The organism is Rhodovulum sulfidophilum DSM 1374 (genome assembly GCF_001633165.1).
In the GTDB taxonomy this organism is placed as follows: domain Bacteria; phylum Pseudomonadota; class Alphaproteobacteria; order Rhodobacterales; family Rhodobacteraceae; genus Rhodovulum; species Rhodovulum sulfidophilum.
This window is the reverse complement of the sequence record NZ_CP015419.1, coordinates 20566-38375: the sequence shown is the minus strand read 5'-3', so window position 1 is coordinate 38375 and position 17810 is coordinate 20566. Positions and strand designations below refer to the sequence as shown.

Annotated in this window: 16 protein-coding genes; 5 read left to right on the top strand and 11 right to left on the bottom strand. The window is 67.6% G+C overall.

The genetic code is table 11. The annotated features are described in order from the left end of the window. Nucleotides 1–7: 7 nt before the first annotated feature. On the top strand, nt 8–682 hold the full coding sequence (locus A6W98_RS19290) for a type 1 glutamine amidotransferase domain-containing protein (protein ID WP_042465556.1): 675 nt from the start codon (nt 8–10) through the stop codon (nt 680–682). Nucleotides 683–1430: 748 nt separating this feature from the next. Beyond that, entirely contained in the window at nt 1431–2318 is an 888-nt protein-coding gene (locus A6W98_RS19285) for a hypothetical protein (RefSeq protein WP_063490994.1), read from the top strand. Here the strand turns inward: A6W98_RS19285 and A6W98_RS19280 are convergent. The 8 genes from A6W98_RS19280 to A6W98_RS19245 form a co-directional block, all read right to left on the bottom strand. Continuing rightward, nucleotides 2315–2539 (bottom strand): putative antibiotic biosynthesis monooxygenase, encoded by a 225-nt coding sequence (locus A6W98_RS19280; protein ID WP_042465550.1) that lies wholly within the window; start codon nt 2537–2539, stop codon nt 2315–2317. The genes A6W98_RS19285 and A6W98_RS19280 overlap by 4 nt on opposite strands. Before the next feature lie 14 nt (nt 2540–2553). After that, the gene (locus A6W98_RS19275) at nt 2554–3135 is read right to left on the bottom strand and encodes an ATP-binding cassette domain-containing protein (protein ID WP_042465547.1); all 582 of its coding nucleotides are present in this window, start codon (nt 3133–3135) and stop codon (nt 2554–2556) included. After that, entirely contained in the window at nt 3132–3866 is a 735-nt protein-coding gene (locus A6W98_RS19270; RefSeq protein WP_042465544.1) for an ABC transporter permease, read from the bottom strand. The genes A6W98_RS19275 and A6W98_RS19270 overlap by 4 nt, the downstream gene beginning before the upstream one ends. Next, a complete protein-coding gene (locus tag A6W98_RS19265; RefSeq protein ID WP_042465541.1) occupies nt 3863–4768 on the bottom strand; it encodes an ABC transporter substrate-binding protein in 906 nt (301 codons plus the stop codon). Before A6W98_RS19265 ends, A6W98_RS19270 begins: the two co-directional genes overlap by 4 nt. 1 nt (nt 4769) lies before the next feature. After that, nucleotides 4770–5774 carry a class I SAM-dependent methyltransferase gene (locus tag A6W98_RS19260; RefSeq protein ID WP_042465539.1) on the bottom strand — a complete coding sequence of 335 codons (1005 nt, stop codon included), beginning with the start codon at nt 5772–5774 and terminating at the stop codon, nt 4770–4772. Then, nucleotides 5768–7861 (bottom strand): TonB-dependent receptor, encoded by a 2094-nt coding sequence (locus tag A6W98_RS19255; protein WP_042465536.1) that lies wholly within the window; start codon nt 7859–7861, stop codon nt 5768–5770. The genes A6W98_RS19260 and A6W98_RS19255 overlap by 7 nt, the downstream gene beginning before the upstream one ends. Nucleotides 7862–7952: 91 nt before the next feature. Then, complete coding sequence (locus A6W98_RS19250; RefSeq protein WP_042465532.1) at nt 7953–8873, bottom strand: AraC family transcriptional regulator; 921 nt, start codon at nt 8871–8873, stop codon at nt 7953–7955. Nucleotides 8874–9977: 1104 nt separating this feature from the next. Next, a complete protein-coding gene (locus A6W98_RS19245; RefSeq protein ID WP_042465529.1) occupies nt 9978–12062 on the bottom strand; it encodes a TonB-dependent receptor in 2085 nt (694 codons plus the stop codon). A 444-nt stretch (nt 12063–12506) separates the two neighbouring features. Between A6W98_RS19245 and A6W98_RS19240 the strand changes: the two genes are divergently transcribed. The 3 genes from A6W98_RS19240 to A6W98_RS19230 are packed head-to-tail and all read left to right on the top strand — an operon-like array spanning nt 12507 to nt 15172. Beyond that, a complete protein-coding gene (locus A6W98_RS19240; protein WP_231098461.1) occupies nt 12507–13754 on the top strand; it encodes an isochorismate synthase in 1248 nt (415 codons plus the stop codon). A gap of 3 nt (nt 13755–13757) precedes the next feature. Beyond that, nucleotides 13758–14411, top strand: coding sequence for an isochorismatase family protein (locus A6W98_RS19235; RefSeq protein ID WP_042465527.1), 654 nt, complete (start codon nt 13758–13760; stop codon nt 14409–14411). Further along, nucleotides 14402–15172, top strand: a complete 771-nt coding sequence (locus A6W98_RS19230; RefSeq protein WP_042465524.1) for a 2,3-dihydro-2,3-dihydroxybenzoate dehydrogenase — start codon at nt 14402–14404, stop codon at nt 15170–15172. The genes A6W98_RS19235 and A6W98_RS19230 overlap by 10 nt, the downstream gene beginning before the upstream one ends. On the opposite strand, the gene A6W98_RS19225 is transcribed toward A6W98_RS19230, so the two are convergent. Genes A6W98_RS19225 through A6W98_RS19215 form a run of 3 tightly spaced genes read right to left on the bottom strand, consistent with a single transcriptional unit; the run spans nt 15139 to nt 17689 of the window. After that, nucleotides 15139–15813 (bottom strand): 4'-phosphopantetheinyl transferase family protein, encoded by a 675-nt coding sequence (locus tag A6W98_RS19225; protein ID WP_042465521.1) that lies wholly within the window; start codon nt 15811–15813, stop codon nt 15139–15141. The genes A6W98_RS19230 and A6W98_RS19225 overlap by 34 nt on opposite strands. Then, nucleotides 15806–16057, bottom strand: a complete 252-nt coding sequence (locus A6W98_RS19220) for a phosphopantetheine-binding protein (RefSeq protein ID WP_042465518.1) — start codon at nt 16055–16057, stop codon at nt 15806–15808. The genes A6W98_RS19225 and A6W98_RS19220 overlap by 8 nt, the downstream gene beginning before the upstream one ends. A 21-nt stretch (nt 16058–16078) precedes the next feature. Then, complete coding sequence (locus A6W98_RS19215) at nt 16079–17689, bottom strand: (2,3-dihydroxybenzoyl)adenylate synthase (protein WP_042465515.1); 1611 nt, start codon at nt 17687–17689, stop codon at nt 16079–16081. Nucleotides 17690–17810 lie beyond the last annotated feature (121 nt).

Here is a 17810-nt window from a genome sequence, read left to right as displayed (position 1 = left end):
GACCCCGATGAAAATTCTCATGGTCCTGACATCGCATGACAAACTGGGCGATACCGGCAACAGGACCGGCTTCTGGCTCGAGGAATTCGCCGCGCCTTATTACGTCTTCAAGGATGCCGGGGCCGAGATCACCCTGGCCTCGCCCAAGGGCGGCCAGCCGCCGCTGGACCCGGCCAGCGACAGCGACGATGCCGGGACCGAGGCCACCCGGCGGTTCAAGGCGGATGACGCGGCGCAGAAGCATCTGGCCAGTTCCGAGGTCCTGTCTTCCGTCTCGGCCGAGGGATTTGACGCGATCTTCTTCCCCGGCGGTCACGGCCCCCTGTGGGATCTGGCCGAGGACAAGGACGCCATCGCGCTGATCGAGGCCTTCGCCGCGCGCGACCGTCCGGTCGGGGCCGTCTGTCATGCGCCGGGCGTCTTCAGGCACCCCAAGGGTCCGGACGGCAAGCCGCTGGTATCGGGCAGGACCGTGACCGGTTTCACCAACAGCGAGGAAGAAGGTGTCGGCCTGACCGACGTCGTGCCGTTCCTGGTCGAGGACATGCTGAAATCGAACGGTGGTCAGTACCGGAAGGGCGAGGACTGGGCCTCTTTCGTGGTGATCGATGGCAAGCTGGTGACCGGCCAGAACCCGGCCTCGTCCGAAGAGGCCGCGCGGAAGCTTCTGTCGCTGCTGTGACCGGGTCGATCCGGGCGGCAATGCCGGTCATCCGCGATGGTCGGTTCGGCGACGAGGTCGTGGGCGAGACCGGAGCAATGTCTTCCCCCGAGGCGCAGGCAAAAGCCCAACACCGCCGAGATCTCCTGTCGCCGGGCGCAGGGTCTCGGCCAGGCAGCCCGCGCACAGCATGGCCGTGCCGGTGGGGCCTCGGGGTTCGGCAAGATCACCTTGACCCGGCGTCCGATGCGTCCGTCCGGTCCGTAGGAGGTCACGATTCGCATCGGCGGGGTCGATCTGCGCCGAATCCTGATCGACTGGCTGCTGGTGCTGGAAGACGGTCGCCGGACGGATCCGGGCAGCGATGCCGAATTGCCGATCATTCCGGGCCGCGACGCAGCAGAGCGACCGCGCCGCGCGGTTCCGGCCGATGCCGGGTGACCAGCGGCCCAGACCGCGTAAGACGGAGCCCGGATTGCTTCCGGCGCTCCGCTGATTGCCGTAAGTTCCAGGGAGACGGGGCTGCGCCCGAAAAGCCCGCAGCCTTGCAGCCCTACGACTTGGCACAGCTTCAGGACGATGTCTGGGGCCATCGTTAAAAAACCGATAATGGAAATTATGTATCAAATTGTGACGAAGGATGCGCGGGCAAGGGATTATTTTCGCACCGCGTTCGGGGCCCCGCGTCCGGCGCGCTGTGCCCGGTTCCGTCGCGGTCCCGACTGCTCAACCAGACCGGCGCAAGCCGTCCGGGAAACTGGACTTGGGAATGCCCGAGCTCCATCTTGGCGCAGCAAGACCAGTTTCCGAGTTCGAACAGGACGACCCCGCCGATCCGATGAATGAACCCTCGCGCGCCGCATCCTTCACCTCATCCTCTGCTCCGGCCCCCACAAGGACCAGACGCCGCTTCGCCACCGCCGAAGAGCGCAGCTACCTGCGCCGGCTCCGGCGTCTGATCTTCGCGACGACCTTCGTCTGGCCCGGCTTGGGGATTGGGGTTCTGGCCTGGATCGGGATCGGGATCGAGGCCAGGGCCTTGGACGGATATGTCGTCTCGGCGCTGGTGTTTCTGACCCTCTGCGTCCTGGTTAGAGTATTCGTGTTTTCCGGATGGGGAGCGGCCTTGGTCGGGGTGTTGCGGATGCGACCCGCCCTGCGCGTGCCAGATGACCTGCAGGTCGAGGTGTTCGGCGACTCGCTGTGCGCCATTGTCCATCCCACCCGCGACAGCACCAATATCTTCACCTTGGGCCGGTCGCGGGACCTTGTCGAAATACCGTTCCACTGGGAACGAGACTTGGTCGCGGATGGCCTCCTGCCCGGCCACGACCAGCATATCGAAGTTACCCGCCTGCCCGATGCCTCGGGCGAGGTCCTGCGCCTGCCGATGAGCTCCCGGCACGGCAGGGCACGTATCGACCCGACACTGCCGGACCTGGGCGTGTTCCTGTTGCGCCTCGGGGATCGCTCCATCGCGCGGAAAATGCGCGCGGGGCTGCCGCTTTTGCGGGCGCAGGACACGATACTGCGCTTGGGCTTCGGGGCTGGTCTCCTGGGACTGTTGGCCTGTCTCGTCTGCTGGATCGCGGTGGATGACCGGCTGGACGAGATGGCCGGGCTTCGGTCCACCGTTCCGCGGATCGTCGGCATTTAGCCCCGCATGAGGAACTTTCCGAAATAGCGATGGATTGCCGGTAACAGTCCCCAAACCATGATGATGACCATGGCTGGCGTGAGGGCGAGCGTGGTCAGCAAGACCGGCCAGCCCTGACTGACGGGGCGGATCAGGTAGAGCAGCGTGGTGATGATCGGCCAGACGCCGATGCCAACCAGAAGGGCGAGGCGGGGACGCGAAGGTCGTGGTCGTGTCTGCATGGGGTATCCTTCCTTCAGGGGAACGAAATCGCCCGAGCCTCGGGCATGATCCGCCGGGCCGGGTCATGGCTGATCTCGACCAGGGCAAAGCCGTCCCGGTCGCGCTTTGCCAGGATCAGGTCGCGGGCGCTCTGCCATGTCGCCATGTCGAGCCCGCCAAGCGCCTCGTCGAGCAGCAGGATCTCGGGGCGGATCAGCAGGGCACGGATCAGTGCCACGCGCTGCGCCTGACCCTTCGAGAGGCTGTCTGCGGAAGCATCCTGCAAGGCTGCCATCTTCAGCGCGGTCAGCATGGCGCGTCCCTCGGCGCGGGCCTTCGGGGCGATGAAGGACAGGTTCTCCATGGCCGAAAGACGTGGCAGCAGGCGCGGCTCGGCGAAGGCCATGCCGATCCGGCGGGGCCGGATGGAAATGCGGCCCGATGTCGGACGCTCCAGCCCGGCGATCACCCGCATCAGGCTGGTCTTGCCCGTACCGCTTGGTCCGCTCAGACCGAGGCTCTCGCCCTTCAGGATGCTCAGCGACAGCGCGCGGAAGACGGGGCCGGGGCGGCCGGGATAATGCAGGCCGATAGTGTCGGCAGCGAACAGGGTCATGGCCGTTTCCTCTCGCGTGTCAGGGCCGCAAGCGCGACCTCCGCCAGTCCGATCAGCGCGAGGATCAGGAGCACCAGCGCAAACAGCCGGTCGGTCTGAAGCCAGCTTTGTGCGCGTTGCACCGCCGCGCCGAGGCCCTCGGCCCCCGACAGAAGCTCGGTCAGCAGCGTCACGCGGATCGCGTTGGCGACGGCGATGCGCAAGGCCGGGCCAAGCGCTGTCCAGAGCGCGGGCAGGATGATGCGGCGCAGGCGGCGGATCGGCGGCACGCGGAAGAGCCGCGCCATCTCGTCAAGCTGCGGGTCGATTGCGCCCATGCCTTCGGCGATGGCGATCTGGAAGACGGGAACCAGCAGCGCCGCCACCGTCAGGATGGTCGTCGTGGTGCTGCCATCGAACCACAGGATGCAGAGGATGGCGAGCACAGGCGCGGGCAGCCCCATCAGGATCAGCCGCAAGGGGGCGAGCAGCGCCGCGACGATTGGCCAGCGCCAGCTCGCAAGGCCCAGCGGCGCGCCGATGGCGAAGGCCAGCGCCAGCCCGCCGCTGGCGCGACCGAGGCTCGGCCCCAGCGTGCCGGACCAGAACCCCGGATCGCCGAGCAACAGGCCAAGCGCCCTTGCGACCGCCAGAGGACCGGGCAGAATCGCGGGCAGGTTTGCCTGCGCGGCAAGCGACCAGAACAGGACGATCGCCGCCACCCCGGTCAGAAAGGCCAGCTTTCGCGTCATTTCCCGTAGAAATCCCCTTCGGGCAGCCTGCCTCCGATGGCTGCGGGCTCGATCTTTAGGATCGCGGCATAGAAATCGGCAAGCACATCCGCCTGTTCCGGCATGGGAAGGTCGAGTGCCGAAATGCGGGCAAAGCCGGCCCTTGCCTGCGCCATCTCGGGGAAATGCGCGGCCAGCAGACCGGCGGCGCTGGCCGGATCGGCGGCCAGCTTCGCAAAGGCCGCGTGATAGGCGGCGCGGATCTCGGGCCGCTCTGCGAAAGCGGGATTGACGATGATCACTCCCGCAGGCGGGCAATCGGCAAGGGCGGTCGCGCCGCGCCAGAGCGCGCAGAGATCCGCCTGGCGCGTCAGGGCCCGATCCTGTGCCAGTGCGAGCGTGGCCATCGGCTCGGCCAGCAAGGTGGCATCGACGCCCCGTTCGGCCAGCAATAGCTGCATTCCGGCAACGAGGCTGCCGGTATAATGCGGCTGCCATGTCTCGGCCCCGGGCTCCGCGATGCGGCGCATCATCAGGTCGGGCAGATAGCCCTTGAATGGCAGCGCGAGGCTTGCCCCCTGCAGATCCGCCAGTTCGGTTATCTCTGTGCCCCGCCCGACGATTGACAGGCTGCCCTCGGTGATCGTTGCCGAAACCACCCGCAACGCCATGCCGTTCGCATCGAAGATCGCCGCCGTGGGAGAGGGGGCGACCGCCATCAGCGGTATGTTCGCGATGACCCGTTTGCGCAATTGCTCGGGACTGGCCCAGGGCCGGAAGCTGAAGGTGATCCCCTCGAGCGGCTGATCCTCGGCCAGGGCGATCAGGGGCGCGCTTTCCCAGATCGGCGGCCCCGAGAGCAGGATCTCTTCGGCGAGAGCGGGCAGCGGCAGCACCGCGAGGAAAAGGGGGAGCAGGCGCATGTCAGACCTCCTTGCGGGCGGCATCCAGACGGAAGCGGCCAAAGGCTGTGGAAAGGTGCTGCGAGGTCGGGCGGACAAGACCGGCCGCGGCCATGGCATCGGCGATCTCGCCCTCGGCGAAGGAGACATCGCCCTGCCGCAGCGCGGGCAGCAGCCGGCCCAGCACATGTTCGGGGGGCGCCGAGCGGTGATCGCTCAGCGCCTCGTGGAAGCTGACCAGGACGCCGCCCGGAGCCAGCCGCTCGGCCAGCCGGGCGATCAGCGCGGGCAGGCCGCCGTCATGGAAATAGAGCGACATCGAACACCAGATGATGTCGAAGGGCCCGTCGGGCAGGGTCCGGTTGTAGTTTCCGGGCATGATGGCAAGCGGCAGGCTTTCGGCCTCGGCCCCGATCCGTTCGGCCACAGGCGGCAGGTCGAAAAGCGTGATGCGCAGATCCGGGCGCATGGCCAGCAGCCGGGCGGCCAGGGCGGAAGAGCCGGGCCCGATATCCAGCAGGTTTCGGGCATGGGGCCATTCCGGCAGGCCGGTCAGGCAGGGCGCGGTGGCATCGGTGCCGACCGCGCGGTGAAACCCCGCGAGCGAGCGGTGATGCGCATCCCAATGCGCCTCGTCGAACAATCGCGACCCGGAGGGGGCGGCCTTGCCCGCCACCAGCGCGCCGAACTGCCCGAGCCCTGCATGCCGGGTCCCGGCCATCATGCGCAGGGTCTCGACCATGTTGCGCGGGCTGCCCGTCTTCACGAAGGGCAGGATGTCGGGCGCGGTGCGGAAACCGGCCTCGCCCGCCTCCATGAACCCGGCCGCGACAAGGGCGCGCAGCGCAAGGGTCAGGGGGCCGACCGGCAGCTCCATGCGCCGGCCAAGCAGATCCGGGGCGATGTGGCTTTCGCAAAACCCGAACACTCCGCTTTCCAGCGCCCAGTCGAGAAGCGCGTAGCGGATCGGGCCTTCCAGTGTCTGCAAGAGACGCGCGGCGCCCGAGGAACGATCCGGGCTCACCATGCGATCTTCCAGTTCATGCCGATGGTTCGCGGGCTGCCATCCTCGACCACCACGCCGCGCATCGTCGAGGCGGCGGTGCTGTAATATTCCTCATCCAGCAGGTTCGTCACCCAGAGCGTCAGCTCGCCCTTCCCGAGGCTTCGGGAAATCTCGGCATCGACGGTCATGAACCCCTTTTGCTTTACCGTATTGCCCGGATCGAACCAGTAGCTGCCCGAACCATGCAGGCTGCCCCTTGCGCGCCAGACCTCGCCCTGATGCGAGAGCGCAAGCCCCCAGGTCGTCTCGGGCGCCATCGGCAAGGCATTGCCGGACCAGTCGACCGGTGTCAAAGATCCCGTGCCCAGATCCATCGAGGAGGTCCGGAACGAGCTTGCCCTTGCGCGCTGCCATCCGGCATTGGCGGCGAGTTCCCAGCCGGATCCCAGCGGCGCGGTCAATTCCGCCTCGATGCCGTAGCTTTTCGCCTCGCCCGCATTCGAGATATATTGCGCGGCACCGGGGATGGTCTCGGTGATCTGCTTGTCCTTCACCGTGGTGTGGAAGGCGGCAAGGGTCAGCGCCGCGCCATTGGTGAATGCATGCTTCACCCCGATCTCGGCATTCCAGCTGTATTCGGCGCCATAGGTCAGGCTGTCGGCACTGTTGGCGAAGCCGTAATTGTAGCCCGCGGGCATATAGCCACGGGCATAGCTCGCATGGATCGTGGTCGCCTCCGACAGGTCATAGGCCAGCGTCAGTTTCGGCAGCAGGGTGGTCGAGCTTTCGTCGCCCTTGTAACGCAGGCGCGCCATGGGCGAGGTGAAGCTCTGCCAGGCCTCCGACGAGACATGATCCAGCCTGAGCCCGCCGCCCAGGCGGAACCGCTCGCTGATCGCATATTCGGTGAAACCGTAGAGAGCGACACCGTTCTGGTCGATCTCGGTATGGCGGTCGGTCGACATGGCGCCAAGGTTGAAATCGGCATCGGTGCTTTGCTTGAAGGCATTGACGCCGAGCACCCATTTCAGCGGTCCCGCACCGGTCGAGGTCAGCCGGATCTCCTGCGAGATGGTGCGGTCACGGACATCCAGCTCGGTCACCCCGAGGGTCAGGGGGGAACCGTCGAAATCCAGCACGAAATCGCGGTCGAAGGTGGTGAAGCCGGTGATCGCCGTCAGGTCGAACCCGTCAAAGCCGGTGCCATATTCAAGTGCCGTGACGGATGTCCGGCGGCGTTCCCATGACGGGTCGGAATAGACGCTCTCATAACGGCCGGTGGCGAAGGGGCCCGAAATCGAGCGGAACTGCTCCTTGTTGAACTTCTGGTTCTCGGCCAGCGTGGTCAGGCGCAGATAGCCGCCATCCTGAAGATCCCACTCGGCCGCCGCAAAACCGGTGGCCCGGCGATCCTTGCCGCCATCATCCGCGCCGGTGACCGGATTCGAGATCACGCCCGGATCGCGGGCATATTCCAGCCCGAAGGCCAGTGCGGGGCCATTCCTCGCGCGCCCCGACCACAGCACCGAGCCGCTGCCGCCAAGGGGGGACGCGCCGGCATCCGATCCCGAAACGCCCAGATTGATCTCGCCGCCCTCGCGGCTGCCGGGCCGGATCGTGTCGAAGGCCAGCAGCCCTGCCTCGGAATTGCGTCCGAAGGTGGTGCCCTGCGGCCCCTTCAGCAGCGTCACGCTGTCGGCCCCGAAAAAATGCGGCAGCTGGATCGTGCCCATCGGCAGCGCCACACCGTTCACCATATAGCCGACCGGATCGGACAGGGCATTGTCGAAGGCCGACATGCCGCGCACGACCAGCCGTTCCTGCGAATTGGCGCGTTGGAAGACGGTATTGGCCGACCGCCCCGCCATGGCGTCGAGATCGGGCGAGACCGGCCGCGCCAGATCGCCCCCGCCCAGAACCGTCGCCGTCACGGCGGATTTGCGGGCCAGTTCTTCCCAGTAATTGGCGAAGATGGTGATCTCGCCGAGATAGGTCATGTCTTCCCCGGCCTGCGCCGGGCCCGGGATCAGGCTGCCCGTCAATGCGGTGGACAGGGCAAAGAGCGCGATGCGGCCGGGGACAGGGCGGGATGAAGAATGTCGGGACATGGGCGGGCCTCCTTTTCAGGGGGCAGGTGCCACGACCGGCGGCGGGAATCTTGTAACTGACGAAAATACTCTTGAATATGCTGAAGCCGGATCAGGTTTTCTTCCGGACCTGCCGCCGCCAGTCGCTTGCGGTCATATCGTGGCGCTTGCGAAACGCGTTCGACAGGTGGCTGGCATCGGAAAAGCCGCACTCGCCGGCGATCTCGGTAAAGCTGCGATCGGTGTGGCGGATCAGCCGTTCGGCGGCCTCGAGCCGGAGGCTGCGCAGATGCTGGAACACCGTCATTCCGGTCGCCGCGCGATAGATCTGATTCAGCGTGACATGGCTCATCCTCATCTCCTGCGCGATCCCGGATATGGTGATCGGGTTGGCAAGGTTGTCCGAGAGGAAAGCGGTCACGCGCGCAATCAGCAGGCCGGGATCGCCGGTCGCAGGACCATGGTCCGGTGCGGCGGCGATCTCTTCCAGCGCGTGACCGATCAGCGCGAGGCACTGGCCTTCCTTGCGCAAAAGCGCCGCCGGATCGGTGCGCCCGTCCAGCAGCGTTTCCAGCATGGATTTGCCGGGGACCGGCAAGCACAGGCGACGGAAGGGCGCGGCTTGCGGCAACAGGGGCTCCAGCCCCTCCGCCAGCGCGGGGGCAAGCCGCGATACGGAAAGAGCGATGACAAGGTTCGAGCAGCCATCGCCTTTCTCGACGATACGCTGCAACCGCCTGCCCCCCGAGCGGATGATCCAGCCCTCGCCGCCGCTGATCTCATGCGCCGCGCCCTGCGGATCGATCAGCAGCATCCGGCCCGAGAGGTTGAAGGCGAGAATCAACTGGTCCTCGGGCCGCCGGATATCGCCCTCATGCCGGGTCGCGGCCGAGAAATGACTATGCGCCAGCACGAGCCCCGTGTTGATCCGCATGACGTCAACATGGGTGTTGCGGTGCAGCCCCGGCAAAATGACCGACGTCGGACTGCCTGCCTCAAAGGGCGTGAAGCGGTGTGGCTCGATCAGGTTCATGTCTGCCCTGCGGCGATTTTGGACTGGATGTGCCCGTAACGGCGCCCGAATGGGGCGAAGATGTGGCCGAGGCTCGGATATCCTGCGGAAAATGCTGCGTCACTGATCGAGCATCCTGCGCTGAAGATCAAATGGCTTGCTGCGGCTCGGTTGCTTGAACCGGCTGCTGGCCGGGATTGCCCTTTCCCGGACAGTCTTATCCTACAGCTTCGGTGACGGGAATGCCGAGAGCGGTGCAACCGTCCGGTCCGGCGATCTGGCTGCTAAAGCCCTTCGGCATGACCTGCTGGCCCAGCAGTTTGACACCGCGCATCCTTGCCTCGACGCGGGTTCCGGCGGTGATATCCGCACCATCTTCCCCCGAGTGTCCGGCCAGGCACTTCGCTGCGCGCGGAGTTTCGGTCCGGGTCACGGCGCCGGTTGTGATCGTTTTCCATGGCTTGGCGTTTCTGCGGGGTGGAATGACGGCATGAGAGCCCGTAGACGGACGGTTGGTTTGAGCAGAATGCTGATCGAGATGCCGGAAACGAGCCAGATGCGCGCGCCTGGTCGCACGGCGATCCGGCTTTCCTCTCACTGGAGAGGGCTGGGATGGGGGGCGATCGCGGCCCCCACAACGCGTGCGAGCCCAAGGGCGCCTTGGATCTGAAGGTCGGGGCGGGCAAGCCCGCGCAGAATTTTGCACAGCTGACGCAGCAAGCTGCCCATTGCTGTCAAGCCATTATAAAATATTCATCTCCTTTCCATATGGCTGCCGTCTGTGCGCCCGGGTTTGAACCATCTGTTTTTGAATGATTTTTCGCGTCGATGGCACGTCATGCCACAGCCGTGGCACTGCCTGTTAAGGCGCCGGAAGACGAGAATGCCGTGCGGGTGCTGATCCGGGAAGAATACCGCGCCGCCCAGGCGACGGGCCCCAGGCGCGCTGCCCGCGGACAGGCGGGACGATCTCGGTCTGTCGGAGCGGCGGCGCCACAGAGAGGCCGGAAAGCCCTTCCGGATGTGGCGGGCCCGGAGTTCGGTGGGCCTCGCGGTCCGGATGCGCGCCCCGGAAACGGCAAGGGCCCGCTGATGCGGGCCCTTCCGGCGACCTGACCGGGCCGGTCAGAACGTCATCTTCACCCCGATCCCGATCTCGCGCGGTTCGACCAGCGTCGCCTCGTAGCCGCCGACAACGGCGCGGCTGGCGCGCAGATAGGTGACCGCGTCCTCGTCGAAGAGGTTGTTGACATAGCCGTAGAGCTGCAGGTTGTCCTGCAGATCATAGGCGATGCGGGTGTTCGCCACCGTGTAGGAATCGACGAAGCTTGCCGACAGGTTGTCGTCATCCGAGAAATAGGACCCACTGTAGCGCACATTGCCCGACAGCGTCAGGTCGGGACGGATCTTCCAGTCGGCGCCGAGGCTGATGGTCTGGCCGGGGGCGCGGCCGAACTCGTTGCCGCTGTAATCGGCCCCCGCGCTCGAGAATTTCTCGATTTCGGTCGAAAGCAGGCCGAGGCTGCCGTAAAGGCGCAGCGTCTGGCTTGCCTCGTAATCGAAGCCCAGCTCCAGCCCGTAGGCATTGGCCTCCTCGGCATTCACCGTCACCGCCTCGAAATAGCCCGCCACGGCCTCCGAGGTGACGTAGCGCTGCATGTTCTTGAAATCGGTGTAGAACAGGTTGGCACTCAGCCCCAGACGGTCGTCCAGCACCCGGGTGCGGGCGAAGAGCTCGTAATCGGTCGAGGTCTCGGGGTCGAAGGTGACCCATTCGCCCGAGGTCAGCCCCAGCGTCACGCCGCCCGGGTTGTAGCCCTTGGACACCATCGCGCCGATGGTGGTCGTGTCGTTCACGTCATAGGACAGCGACAGCTTGGGCAGCCAGTCGTCGAAGGTCTCGTCATAGTCCAGATCGTTGGTCGCGAACGAACTCGAGCCCTCGCGCTGCACCCGGTCGCGCTGGTAGCGGACCGACCCGCTGATGGTCCAGCGATCGGCGAAATCGTAGTCGAGGCCGGCGAAGATGCCGAGGCTGTCCTTGGTGTCGTCAAAGGCGGTCGCGCCGCGCAGGTTCAGCGTCTCGTCGCTGTCGGTATGGGAGAGGTAGAGCCCGGCGACCCCGCTCAGCGCGGTGGCCTCATTGCCGAAGGTCAGCCGGGTCTCGTTGGAATAGCTGTCCTGGTCGATCACCGCAGAGCCCGCCGTCACGGGCGAGGTGGTGCGCCGGGTATAAAGCGACGAGAATTGCGACTGGTTGGTCAGGGTCGCGCCATTGTCGAATTCCTGTTTCAGATCGAGAATCGTGGTGTTGGTGAACTGCTTCCAGCTGGGGTTCTGGGTGACGGTGCTGTCATAGTCTGAAAACGGCACGGTCGCCGCTTCCCAGGTCGGGCGGTTGCTGTCGGTATGCGAGAAGGTCAGCATCGCCTCGAAGCCCGGCATCGCCGCGGGCGTCCACAAGAGCTTGAACCGCGCGGTCTGCGAGAGGTGGTCCTGATCGGTCCCGCCCAGCGAGAAGGCCGGATTGACATAATCGATGTAATTGTCGCGCGCGGAGTAATCCAGCGCGATGCGCGCGGCCAGGTCCGGTGCCACCGCGCCCGACGCCATCAGCGAGGCCCGGCGCTTGCCGCGCGAGCCGTATTCCAGCCGCACCGCCCCCTCGCGCTCGAAGGTCGGGTCCTTGGTCTTCACCACCAGCGCGCCGGCGATGCTGTTGGCGCCCTGGCTGATGGTCTGCGGGCCGCGGAACAGCTCGATATGGTCCACGTCCCAGATCGAGGTCGAGGAATAGACCAGCTCGTTGTAGCTGAGGTAATGCCCGTCGAGGTTGACCGCGATCCGGGGCACCGAGCCGCCGAAGAAGGCGGGCGCGCCCGAGTTCGGCCCCTCGCCGTCCTGGCCCCGGATCGTGGGCGCGCCGCCCTGCCCGCCCGAGGCGGCATAGGTCACGTTGGCCATGTCGGCGACAATGTCCTTGACGCTGTCCTTGCCTTGCGCCGCCTCGATATCGGCCTCTTCCACCGCCGTCACCGACGCGGCCGTCTTCTGGAAGCTGCGGATCAGGGTGTCGCCGATGATGAAGAGGGTGCCAAGGGAATAGGCGTCGTCGGACAGATCCTGCGCCTTGGTTGCGGTGGGGGAAACTGCGCAAAGCGCAACAATGCTGGCGCCGCCGAACAGGCGTGCGACTCGTCGCTGTACCATGTCAAATACCCTGGGGTTTTCGTGCTTGCGATATGGCTGGCGACGAGATGGTGGTGGTGGTCTGCCCGCGCGGGGGCGCTGAATCGTGAGTTCACGTGAGCAATTTCTAGCGCATGGTCCCCTGAACGCAATATAGTATATAAAAACGCTCAGGTTTGAGCCACTCTGTCGCAGGTTGCGGTCTTATACCTGACTGAAAAACTAATCTTTCCTGTTGACCCCTCCCGCCGCTCTGACATTCTTCTCGCCGGCAGCCAGGCCCGTCCGGGTCGATGCGCAGCGGCCTCCCTCCGTTTGGCCGGAGATTTCGCGGTGCGCATCACGCGACCTCCTTCTCCTTTTTCCCGGTCCATCCGTTTCCTTTGCGGGCGGACTGTCCCCGGATCCGGGAGCTCCGATCCCGGTGCGAAAACCCTATTGCAAGCAGACCGCGGAGGTTGATGCGTGACCCTGCCCTTCCCTGACGCCACCCTGACCGAGGCGCCCTCGCTGCCGCCCGATCAGCCCTTCAGCTTTCGCAATGCCCGTGACCAGGTCCGGGGTCAGGTCTGCGCGACCGGCCCGGTCCGGCCGCTGGACCGGGCCGGAGCGGATACCCTGGCGGACCGGGTCGCCCCCTTCTTCGGGGCCGCCCGTGATGCCGACGATGACGGGGCGCTGATCGGCGGAGCGCTGCCCTTCGACAAGGCCCGGCCCGACTGCCTGTGGCAGGTCGCGGGCGGCGACGGGTCCTGGCCGGGCGCCACTGCCGGGGCCCCGGCCCGGCCGGTTCCGGAGCAAAGGCCGGCACGGCCCTGTCCCCAACCTCCGGCAAACGGCTACATGGACAGCGTCGCCCGCGCTCTGGAGATCATGCGCACCGAACGCGGCCTGCCCGATGCCCTGACCAAGGTCGTGCTCGCCCGCAGCCTGCTGGTCGAGGACCGGATGGCCTTCGCGCTGCCCGGGCTGATGGCGCGGCTTGCCGAGGATCCCGCCGTGACCGTCTTCCAGGTGGCCCTGCCGCAGGACGCCGATGGCAGCGCCCCCCGCCAGCTTGTCGGGGCCACGCCCGAGCTGCTGCTGCGCAAGCGCGGGGACAGCATCGTCTCGCATCCGCTGGCGGGCTCTGCGCGCCGGCTCGACGACCCCGAGGAAGACGCGCGCAACGCCAACGCCCTGGCCCGCTCGGAAAAGGACCGCCGCGAACACGGGCTGGTGGTCGAATACATCCTCGACATGCTTGCCCCGGTCTGCAAACGGCTGGGCACGCCCGAGGGCACGGCGCTCACCACCACCCGTTCGATGTGGCATATCGGGACCCGGATCGAGGGCCGGCTGAAGGACCCCGAGACGCCCGCCATCCTGCTGGCCGCCGCGCTGCATCCGACGCCTGCCGTCTGCGGCCTGCCCTGCGACCGTGCCGCCCGGCTGATCCGCGACCTGGAACCGGTGGCGCGCGATTTCTATGCCGGTGCGGTGGGCTGGTGCGACCGGCGGGGCGACGGAGACTGGTACGTGGCGATCCGCTGCGCCGAGCTCTGCGGCGCGCGCGCACGGCTGTTCGCGGGCGCGGGGATCGTGCTGGGCTCGGACCCCCGGGCCGAAGCCTCCGAGACCGGCGCCAAGTTCGGCGCCTTCCTCAGCGCGCTGGGGCTGCCCCCCGACGCGGCGCTGTCCGATCCTTCCCTCCATAACCAGCCGAACGGATGATCCATGGCCCTTCCCGAGATTGCCTCCTACCCGCTGCCCGCGCCCGACGCCCTGCCCCGCTCCCGCGCGCCCTGGCGGCCCGACCCCGACCGCGCCGCGCTTCTGATCCATGACATGCAGCGCTATTTCTGTGCCCCCTACCCGCACGACGCGGCTCCGCTGCCCGGCGTCATCGCCAATATCGCCGCACTCGCGCGGGCCGCGCGGGCCGCGGGGATGCCGGTCTTCTACACCGCGCAGGAGGGCGATCAGCTTCGCGCCGACCGGGGCCTGCAGGCCGATCTCTGGGGGCCGGGCATGTCGCGCCGCCCCGATCATCAGGACATCCTGCCCGAGCTTGCCCCTGCGGAGGGCGACATCGTCCTGGTCAAGCACCGCTACAGCGCCTTTCAGCGCTCTAACCTCGACAGCCTGATGCGGGCGCGCGGCCGGGACCAGTTGATGATTGCGGGTGTCTATGCCCATATCGGCTGCCTCGCCACCGCCGCCGAGGCGTTTCAGCGCGACATCCAGCCCTTTGCCCTGGCCGATGCACAGGCCGATTTCGACGCCGCGCGCCATGACATGGCGCTGCGCTGGGTCGCCGGATGCTGCGGCGTCGTGATCGCCACCGGCGACGCGCTGGCCGCCCTGCCCGCGGAGGCCGCATGCGCCTGAGCGGGTTTGACGGGCGCACCGCCCTGGTGACGGGGGCCGCGGGCGGGATCGGCCGGGCCTGCGTCGCGCTGCTGACCGGGGCGGGCGCCCGGGTCGTGGCGACCGATACCGCCGCCGCGATCGAGGCCCTCGCCGAGCGCCCGGGGGCCGCCGCATGGCTGCCCTGCGATCTGCGCGATCCGGAAGCGGTCGGTGCGATGGTGGCCGAGGCCGAGACCCGCGCCGGGCCGCTGAGCCTTGGCCTGCATGCCGCCGGGGTGCTGGCGACGGGTGCGCTTCTGGAGATGTCGCCCGAGGACTGGCGGCGGGTGCAGGGCATCAACCTTGATGGCAGCTTCCATTTGCTGCAGGCGCTTGGGCGGCGGCTTGTCCGTCGGCCGGGGGCGGCGCTGGTGGTGGTCAGCTCGAATGGCGGGGGCATTCCGCGGCTCGACATGGGGGCCTATTGCGCCTCGAAGGCGGGTCTGACCATGCTGACCCGCTGCTTCGGTCTGGAGCTTGCCCGCCACGGCGTGCGCTGCAACGTGATCGCGCCGGGCTCGACCCTGACGCCGATGCAGACCGGCATGTGGCAGGACGGGGACGGCGCGCAGCGGGTCATTGCGGGCGATCCGGGCAGCTATCGCGCGGGTATTCCGCTGGGCAAGCTTGCCAGGCCCGAAGACATCGCGCGGGCGGCCATGTTCCTGCTGTCCGATGAGGCGGGCCATGTCACCATGGCCGATCTTTACGTCGATGGCGGCGCGACCTTGCGGGGCTGAAGCGCGACCGCCGTCATCACGCCCCGTTCATGGGCGATCAGCACCGGCTCGATCCGGCGCCCGGCTTTCCAGCCGGGGGCCAGATCGCAGGTCAGACACAGCAGCGGCGGCCGCGTCGCGCCGCCGGGCAACAACCGCGCCGCGTCGAAATCGAACCGCCGCCCGATCCTCGGGCTCAGCGCCTTGAACAGGCTTTCCTTGGCCGAAAAGATCAACCCCACCCAGACCGGGTCGGTGCCGAAGCAGGCGCGCTCTTCCGGGGTCAGGGCCACGGGCGCAATCTCGGCCGCGACCCTTGGCGAAAGCGGCCCCTCGATATCCACGCCCAGCCCGGCCCGGCGCGCCGAAGGCCCGACCAGCGCCAGCGCCTGCCCGCCGGAATGGCTGATCGAGCCGGTCAGTCCCGCAGGCCAGAGCGGCGCGCCATCCGCGCCCCGCCCGGCCAGGCAGGGCATGCCCGTCAGGGCCGCGCTGGCCGCCGCCGCCGCCAGCCGGCCGGCCCGGAACTCGGCCGCCCGGCGCGCCTTCGGTCCCTCGGTCCGGGCAACCGGAACGACCGCCGCCCGGCAATCGGGCAGGGCCGCGCCAAGCCGGGCCAGCGCGGCCTCGAGCCCGGCCGGCCCTCGCAGGCATTCAGCCATCGCGCCGGGCGTCGATCAGCGCGGTCCAGGCGTCCAGCGTCGGCTCTCTCGCCAGATCCTCGAAGCCGACATGGATGCCATGGGCTTTCAGTTCGGCCGCCAGCTTCATCACGCGCAGGGAATCGAGCCCGTAATAGATCAGGCTCTCGGCCGGATCGATCGGGCCTTCATCCTCCAGAAGGCTGTTCAGCCGGGCGCTCAGCCAGTCGCGGTCGGGGGCCGTGCTCGTGGTGGTCAGGGTCATGTCATCCTCTCCTTCGGGGCGTCATTGGGGGTGCAGCATGGCGGCGCGCAGGGCCTTCTTGTCGGGCTTGCCCACGGGCGTCAGCGGGATCGTCTCGGCGAAGGCGAAACGGTCGGGCAGCTTGTATTCGGCCACACCCAGCGCGATCAGGTGGCGGCGCAGTTCGACCGCGCGCAGCTTCTTGCGGGCGACCAGAACCGCGCAGCCGCGTTCGCCCAGCCGGGCATCGGGCTGGGCCACCAGCGCCGCCTGAATGATGTCGGGATGGCGCAGCAGCAGGCCCTCGACCTCTTCGGCGGCGATCTTCTCGCCGCCCCGGTTGATCTGGTCCTTCACCCGGCCGACGACGCTGAGATAGCCGTCGGCATCGCGCCGCACGAGATCGCCGCTATGGTAGAAGCCCTCGGCATCGAAGGCCGTGGCATTATGCGCGGGGCTTCGGAAATAGCCCCGGAAGGTATAGGGCCCGCGCACCCAGAGCCGCCCGGTCTGGCCGGGCGCACAGGGGCGGCCATCGCGGTCCAGCACCCGGACCTCGTCATCGGGGCTGATCGGGCGGCCCTGGGTGGCAAAGACCCGCTCGGGCGGATCGTCGAGCCTGGTGTAATTGACCAGCCCCTCGGCCATGCCGAAGACCTGTTGCAGCGTGCATCCCAGAAGGTCGGGCACCTGTCGCGCCTGCGCCTCGGCAAAGCTGGCCCCGCCCACCTGCACCAGGCGCAGGCTTTCGGGCACCGGCAGGCCGTCGCGCACGGCCTCGAACCACAGCGCCACCGCCGAGGGGACCAGAGCGGCCATCGTCACCCGGTGACGGCGCATGATCCCGAAGCACAGATGCGGCTCGGGGCTCTCGGCCATCACCACGGTGCCGCCGGCCCGGAACACCCCCAGCGCCCCGGGCGAGCTGAGCAGGTAGTTATGCGCCGCGGGCAGCGCGACCAGGAAACGCGTCTCGGCATCGACGCCGCAGATCTCGACACTGGCGCGCACGGAATAGTCGTAATCGTCATGGGTGCGCGGGATCAGCTTGGGCGTGCCGGTGCTGCCCCCCGAAAGCTGGAAGAAGGCGACGCCGGCGGGGTCGGGCGCGGGCAGCGGTGCCTCGGGCAGGCCGGCCTCGGGGTCCATCCACTGTGCAAGGTCCTGCCCGGGCTCGGACCCGTCCAGCCACAGGCCGAGGCGCGGCGCCAGCCCGTCCCGCCGCAACGCGTCGAGAAAGCCGTCCTCCGCGAACAGCGGATGGGCGCGCGACCCCACCAGAAGCGCCGGTTCCAGTTGCTCGACATAGGCCCGCATCTCATGGGCGCGGTGGCTGTAAAGCGCGTTCACGGGGCGGATGCCCGCCTTCAGCAGGGCAAGGAAGGTGATGTAGAACTCGGCCCGGTTCGGCAGCTGCACCACCGCATGGTCGCCGGGCCGCAGCCCGGCCGCGATCAGCCGCCCGGCCATGACCGAGGACATCCGGTCCAGCGCGCCATAGCTGAAGGACCGATTGCCGCAGAGGATGGCACAGGCCCCGGGGCGGGCGGCTGCCTGCGCGCGCACGCCGTCGCTCAGGGGCAGGCCGCGCCAATAGCCCCGCTCGCGATAGCGGCGCGCCAGATCCTCGGGCCAGGGGGTGAAATCGTCCATGAATATCCAGTCCTGTGCGGCGGCCGAAATTCGGTCGGGAAATCAATTCTCTGCCCGCCATTCCTGCGCTGCGCGGTCACCCGGAGGGCGCATGCCGGCTTGCGCCGATTTGCTCCGGTTG

What these genes read in the sequence shown, in the direction of transcription:
- A6W98_RS19290 (WP_042465556.1), top strand. Translation starts at nt 8, where the DNA reads ATGAAAATTCTCATGGTCCTGACATCGCATGACAAACTGGGCGATACC.
- A6W98_RS19285 (WP_063490994.1), top strand. Translation starts at nt 1,431, where the DNA reads ATGCCCGAGCTCCATCTTGGCGCAGCAAGACCAGTTTCCGAGTTCGAA.
- A6W98_RS19280 (WP_042465550.1), bottom strand. Translation starts at nt 2,539, where the DNA reads ATGCAGACACGACCACGACCTTCGCGTCCCCGCCTCGCCCTTCTGGTT.
- A6W98_RS19275 (WP_042465547.1), bottom strand. Translation starts at nt 3,135, where the DNA reads ATGACCCTGTTCGCTGCCGACACTATCGGCCTGCATTATCCCGGCCGC.
- A6W98_RS19270 (WP_042465544.1), bottom strand. Translation starts at nt 3,866, where the DNA reads ATGACGCGAAAGCTGGCCTTTCTGACCGGGGTGGCGGCGATCGTCCTG.
- A6W98_RS19265 (WP_042465541.1), bottom strand. Translation starts at nt 4,768, where the DNA reads ATGCGCCTGCTCCCCCTTTTCCTCGCGGTGCTGCCGCTGCCCGCTCTC.
- A6W98_RS19260 (WP_042465539.1), bottom strand. Translation starts at nt 5,774, where the DNA reads ATGGTGAGCCCGGATCGTTCCTCGGGCGCCGCGCGTCTCTTGCAGACA.
- A6W98_RS19255 (WP_042465536.1), bottom strand. Translation starts at nt 7,861, where the DNA reads ATGTCCCGACATTCTTCATCCCGCCCTGTCCCCGGCCGCATCGCGCTC.
- A6W98_RS19250 (WP_042465532.1), bottom strand. Translation starts at nt 8,873, where the DNA reads ATGAACCTGATCGAGCCACACCGCTTCACGCCCTTTGAGGCAGGCAGT.
- A6W98_RS19245 (WP_042465529.1), bottom strand. Translation starts at nt 12,062, where the DNA reads ATGGTACAGCGACGAGTCGCACGCCTGTTCGGCGGCGCCAGCATTGTT.
- A6W98_RS19235 (WP_042465527.1), top strand. Translation starts at nt 13,758, where the DNA reads ATGGCCCTTCCCGAGATTGCCTCCTACCCGCTGCCCGCGCCCGACGCC.
- A6W98_RS19230 (WP_042465524.1), top strand. Translation starts at nt 14,402, where the DNA reads ATGCGCCTGAGCGGGTTTGACGGGCGCACCGCCCTGGTGACGGGGGCC.
- A6W98_RS19225 (WP_042465521.1), bottom strand. Translation starts at nt 15,813, where the DNA reads ATGGCTGAATGCCTGCGAGGGCCGGCCGGGCTCGAGGCCGCGCTGGCC.
- A6W98_RS19220 (WP_042465518.1), bottom strand. Translation starts at nt 16,057, where the DNA reads ATGACCCTGACCACCACGAGCACGGCCCCCGACCGCGACTGGCTGAGC.
- A6W98_RS19215 (WP_042465515.1), bottom strand. Translation starts at nt 17,689, where the DNA reads ATGGACGATTTCACCCCCTGGCCCGAGGATCTGGCGCGCCGCTATCGC.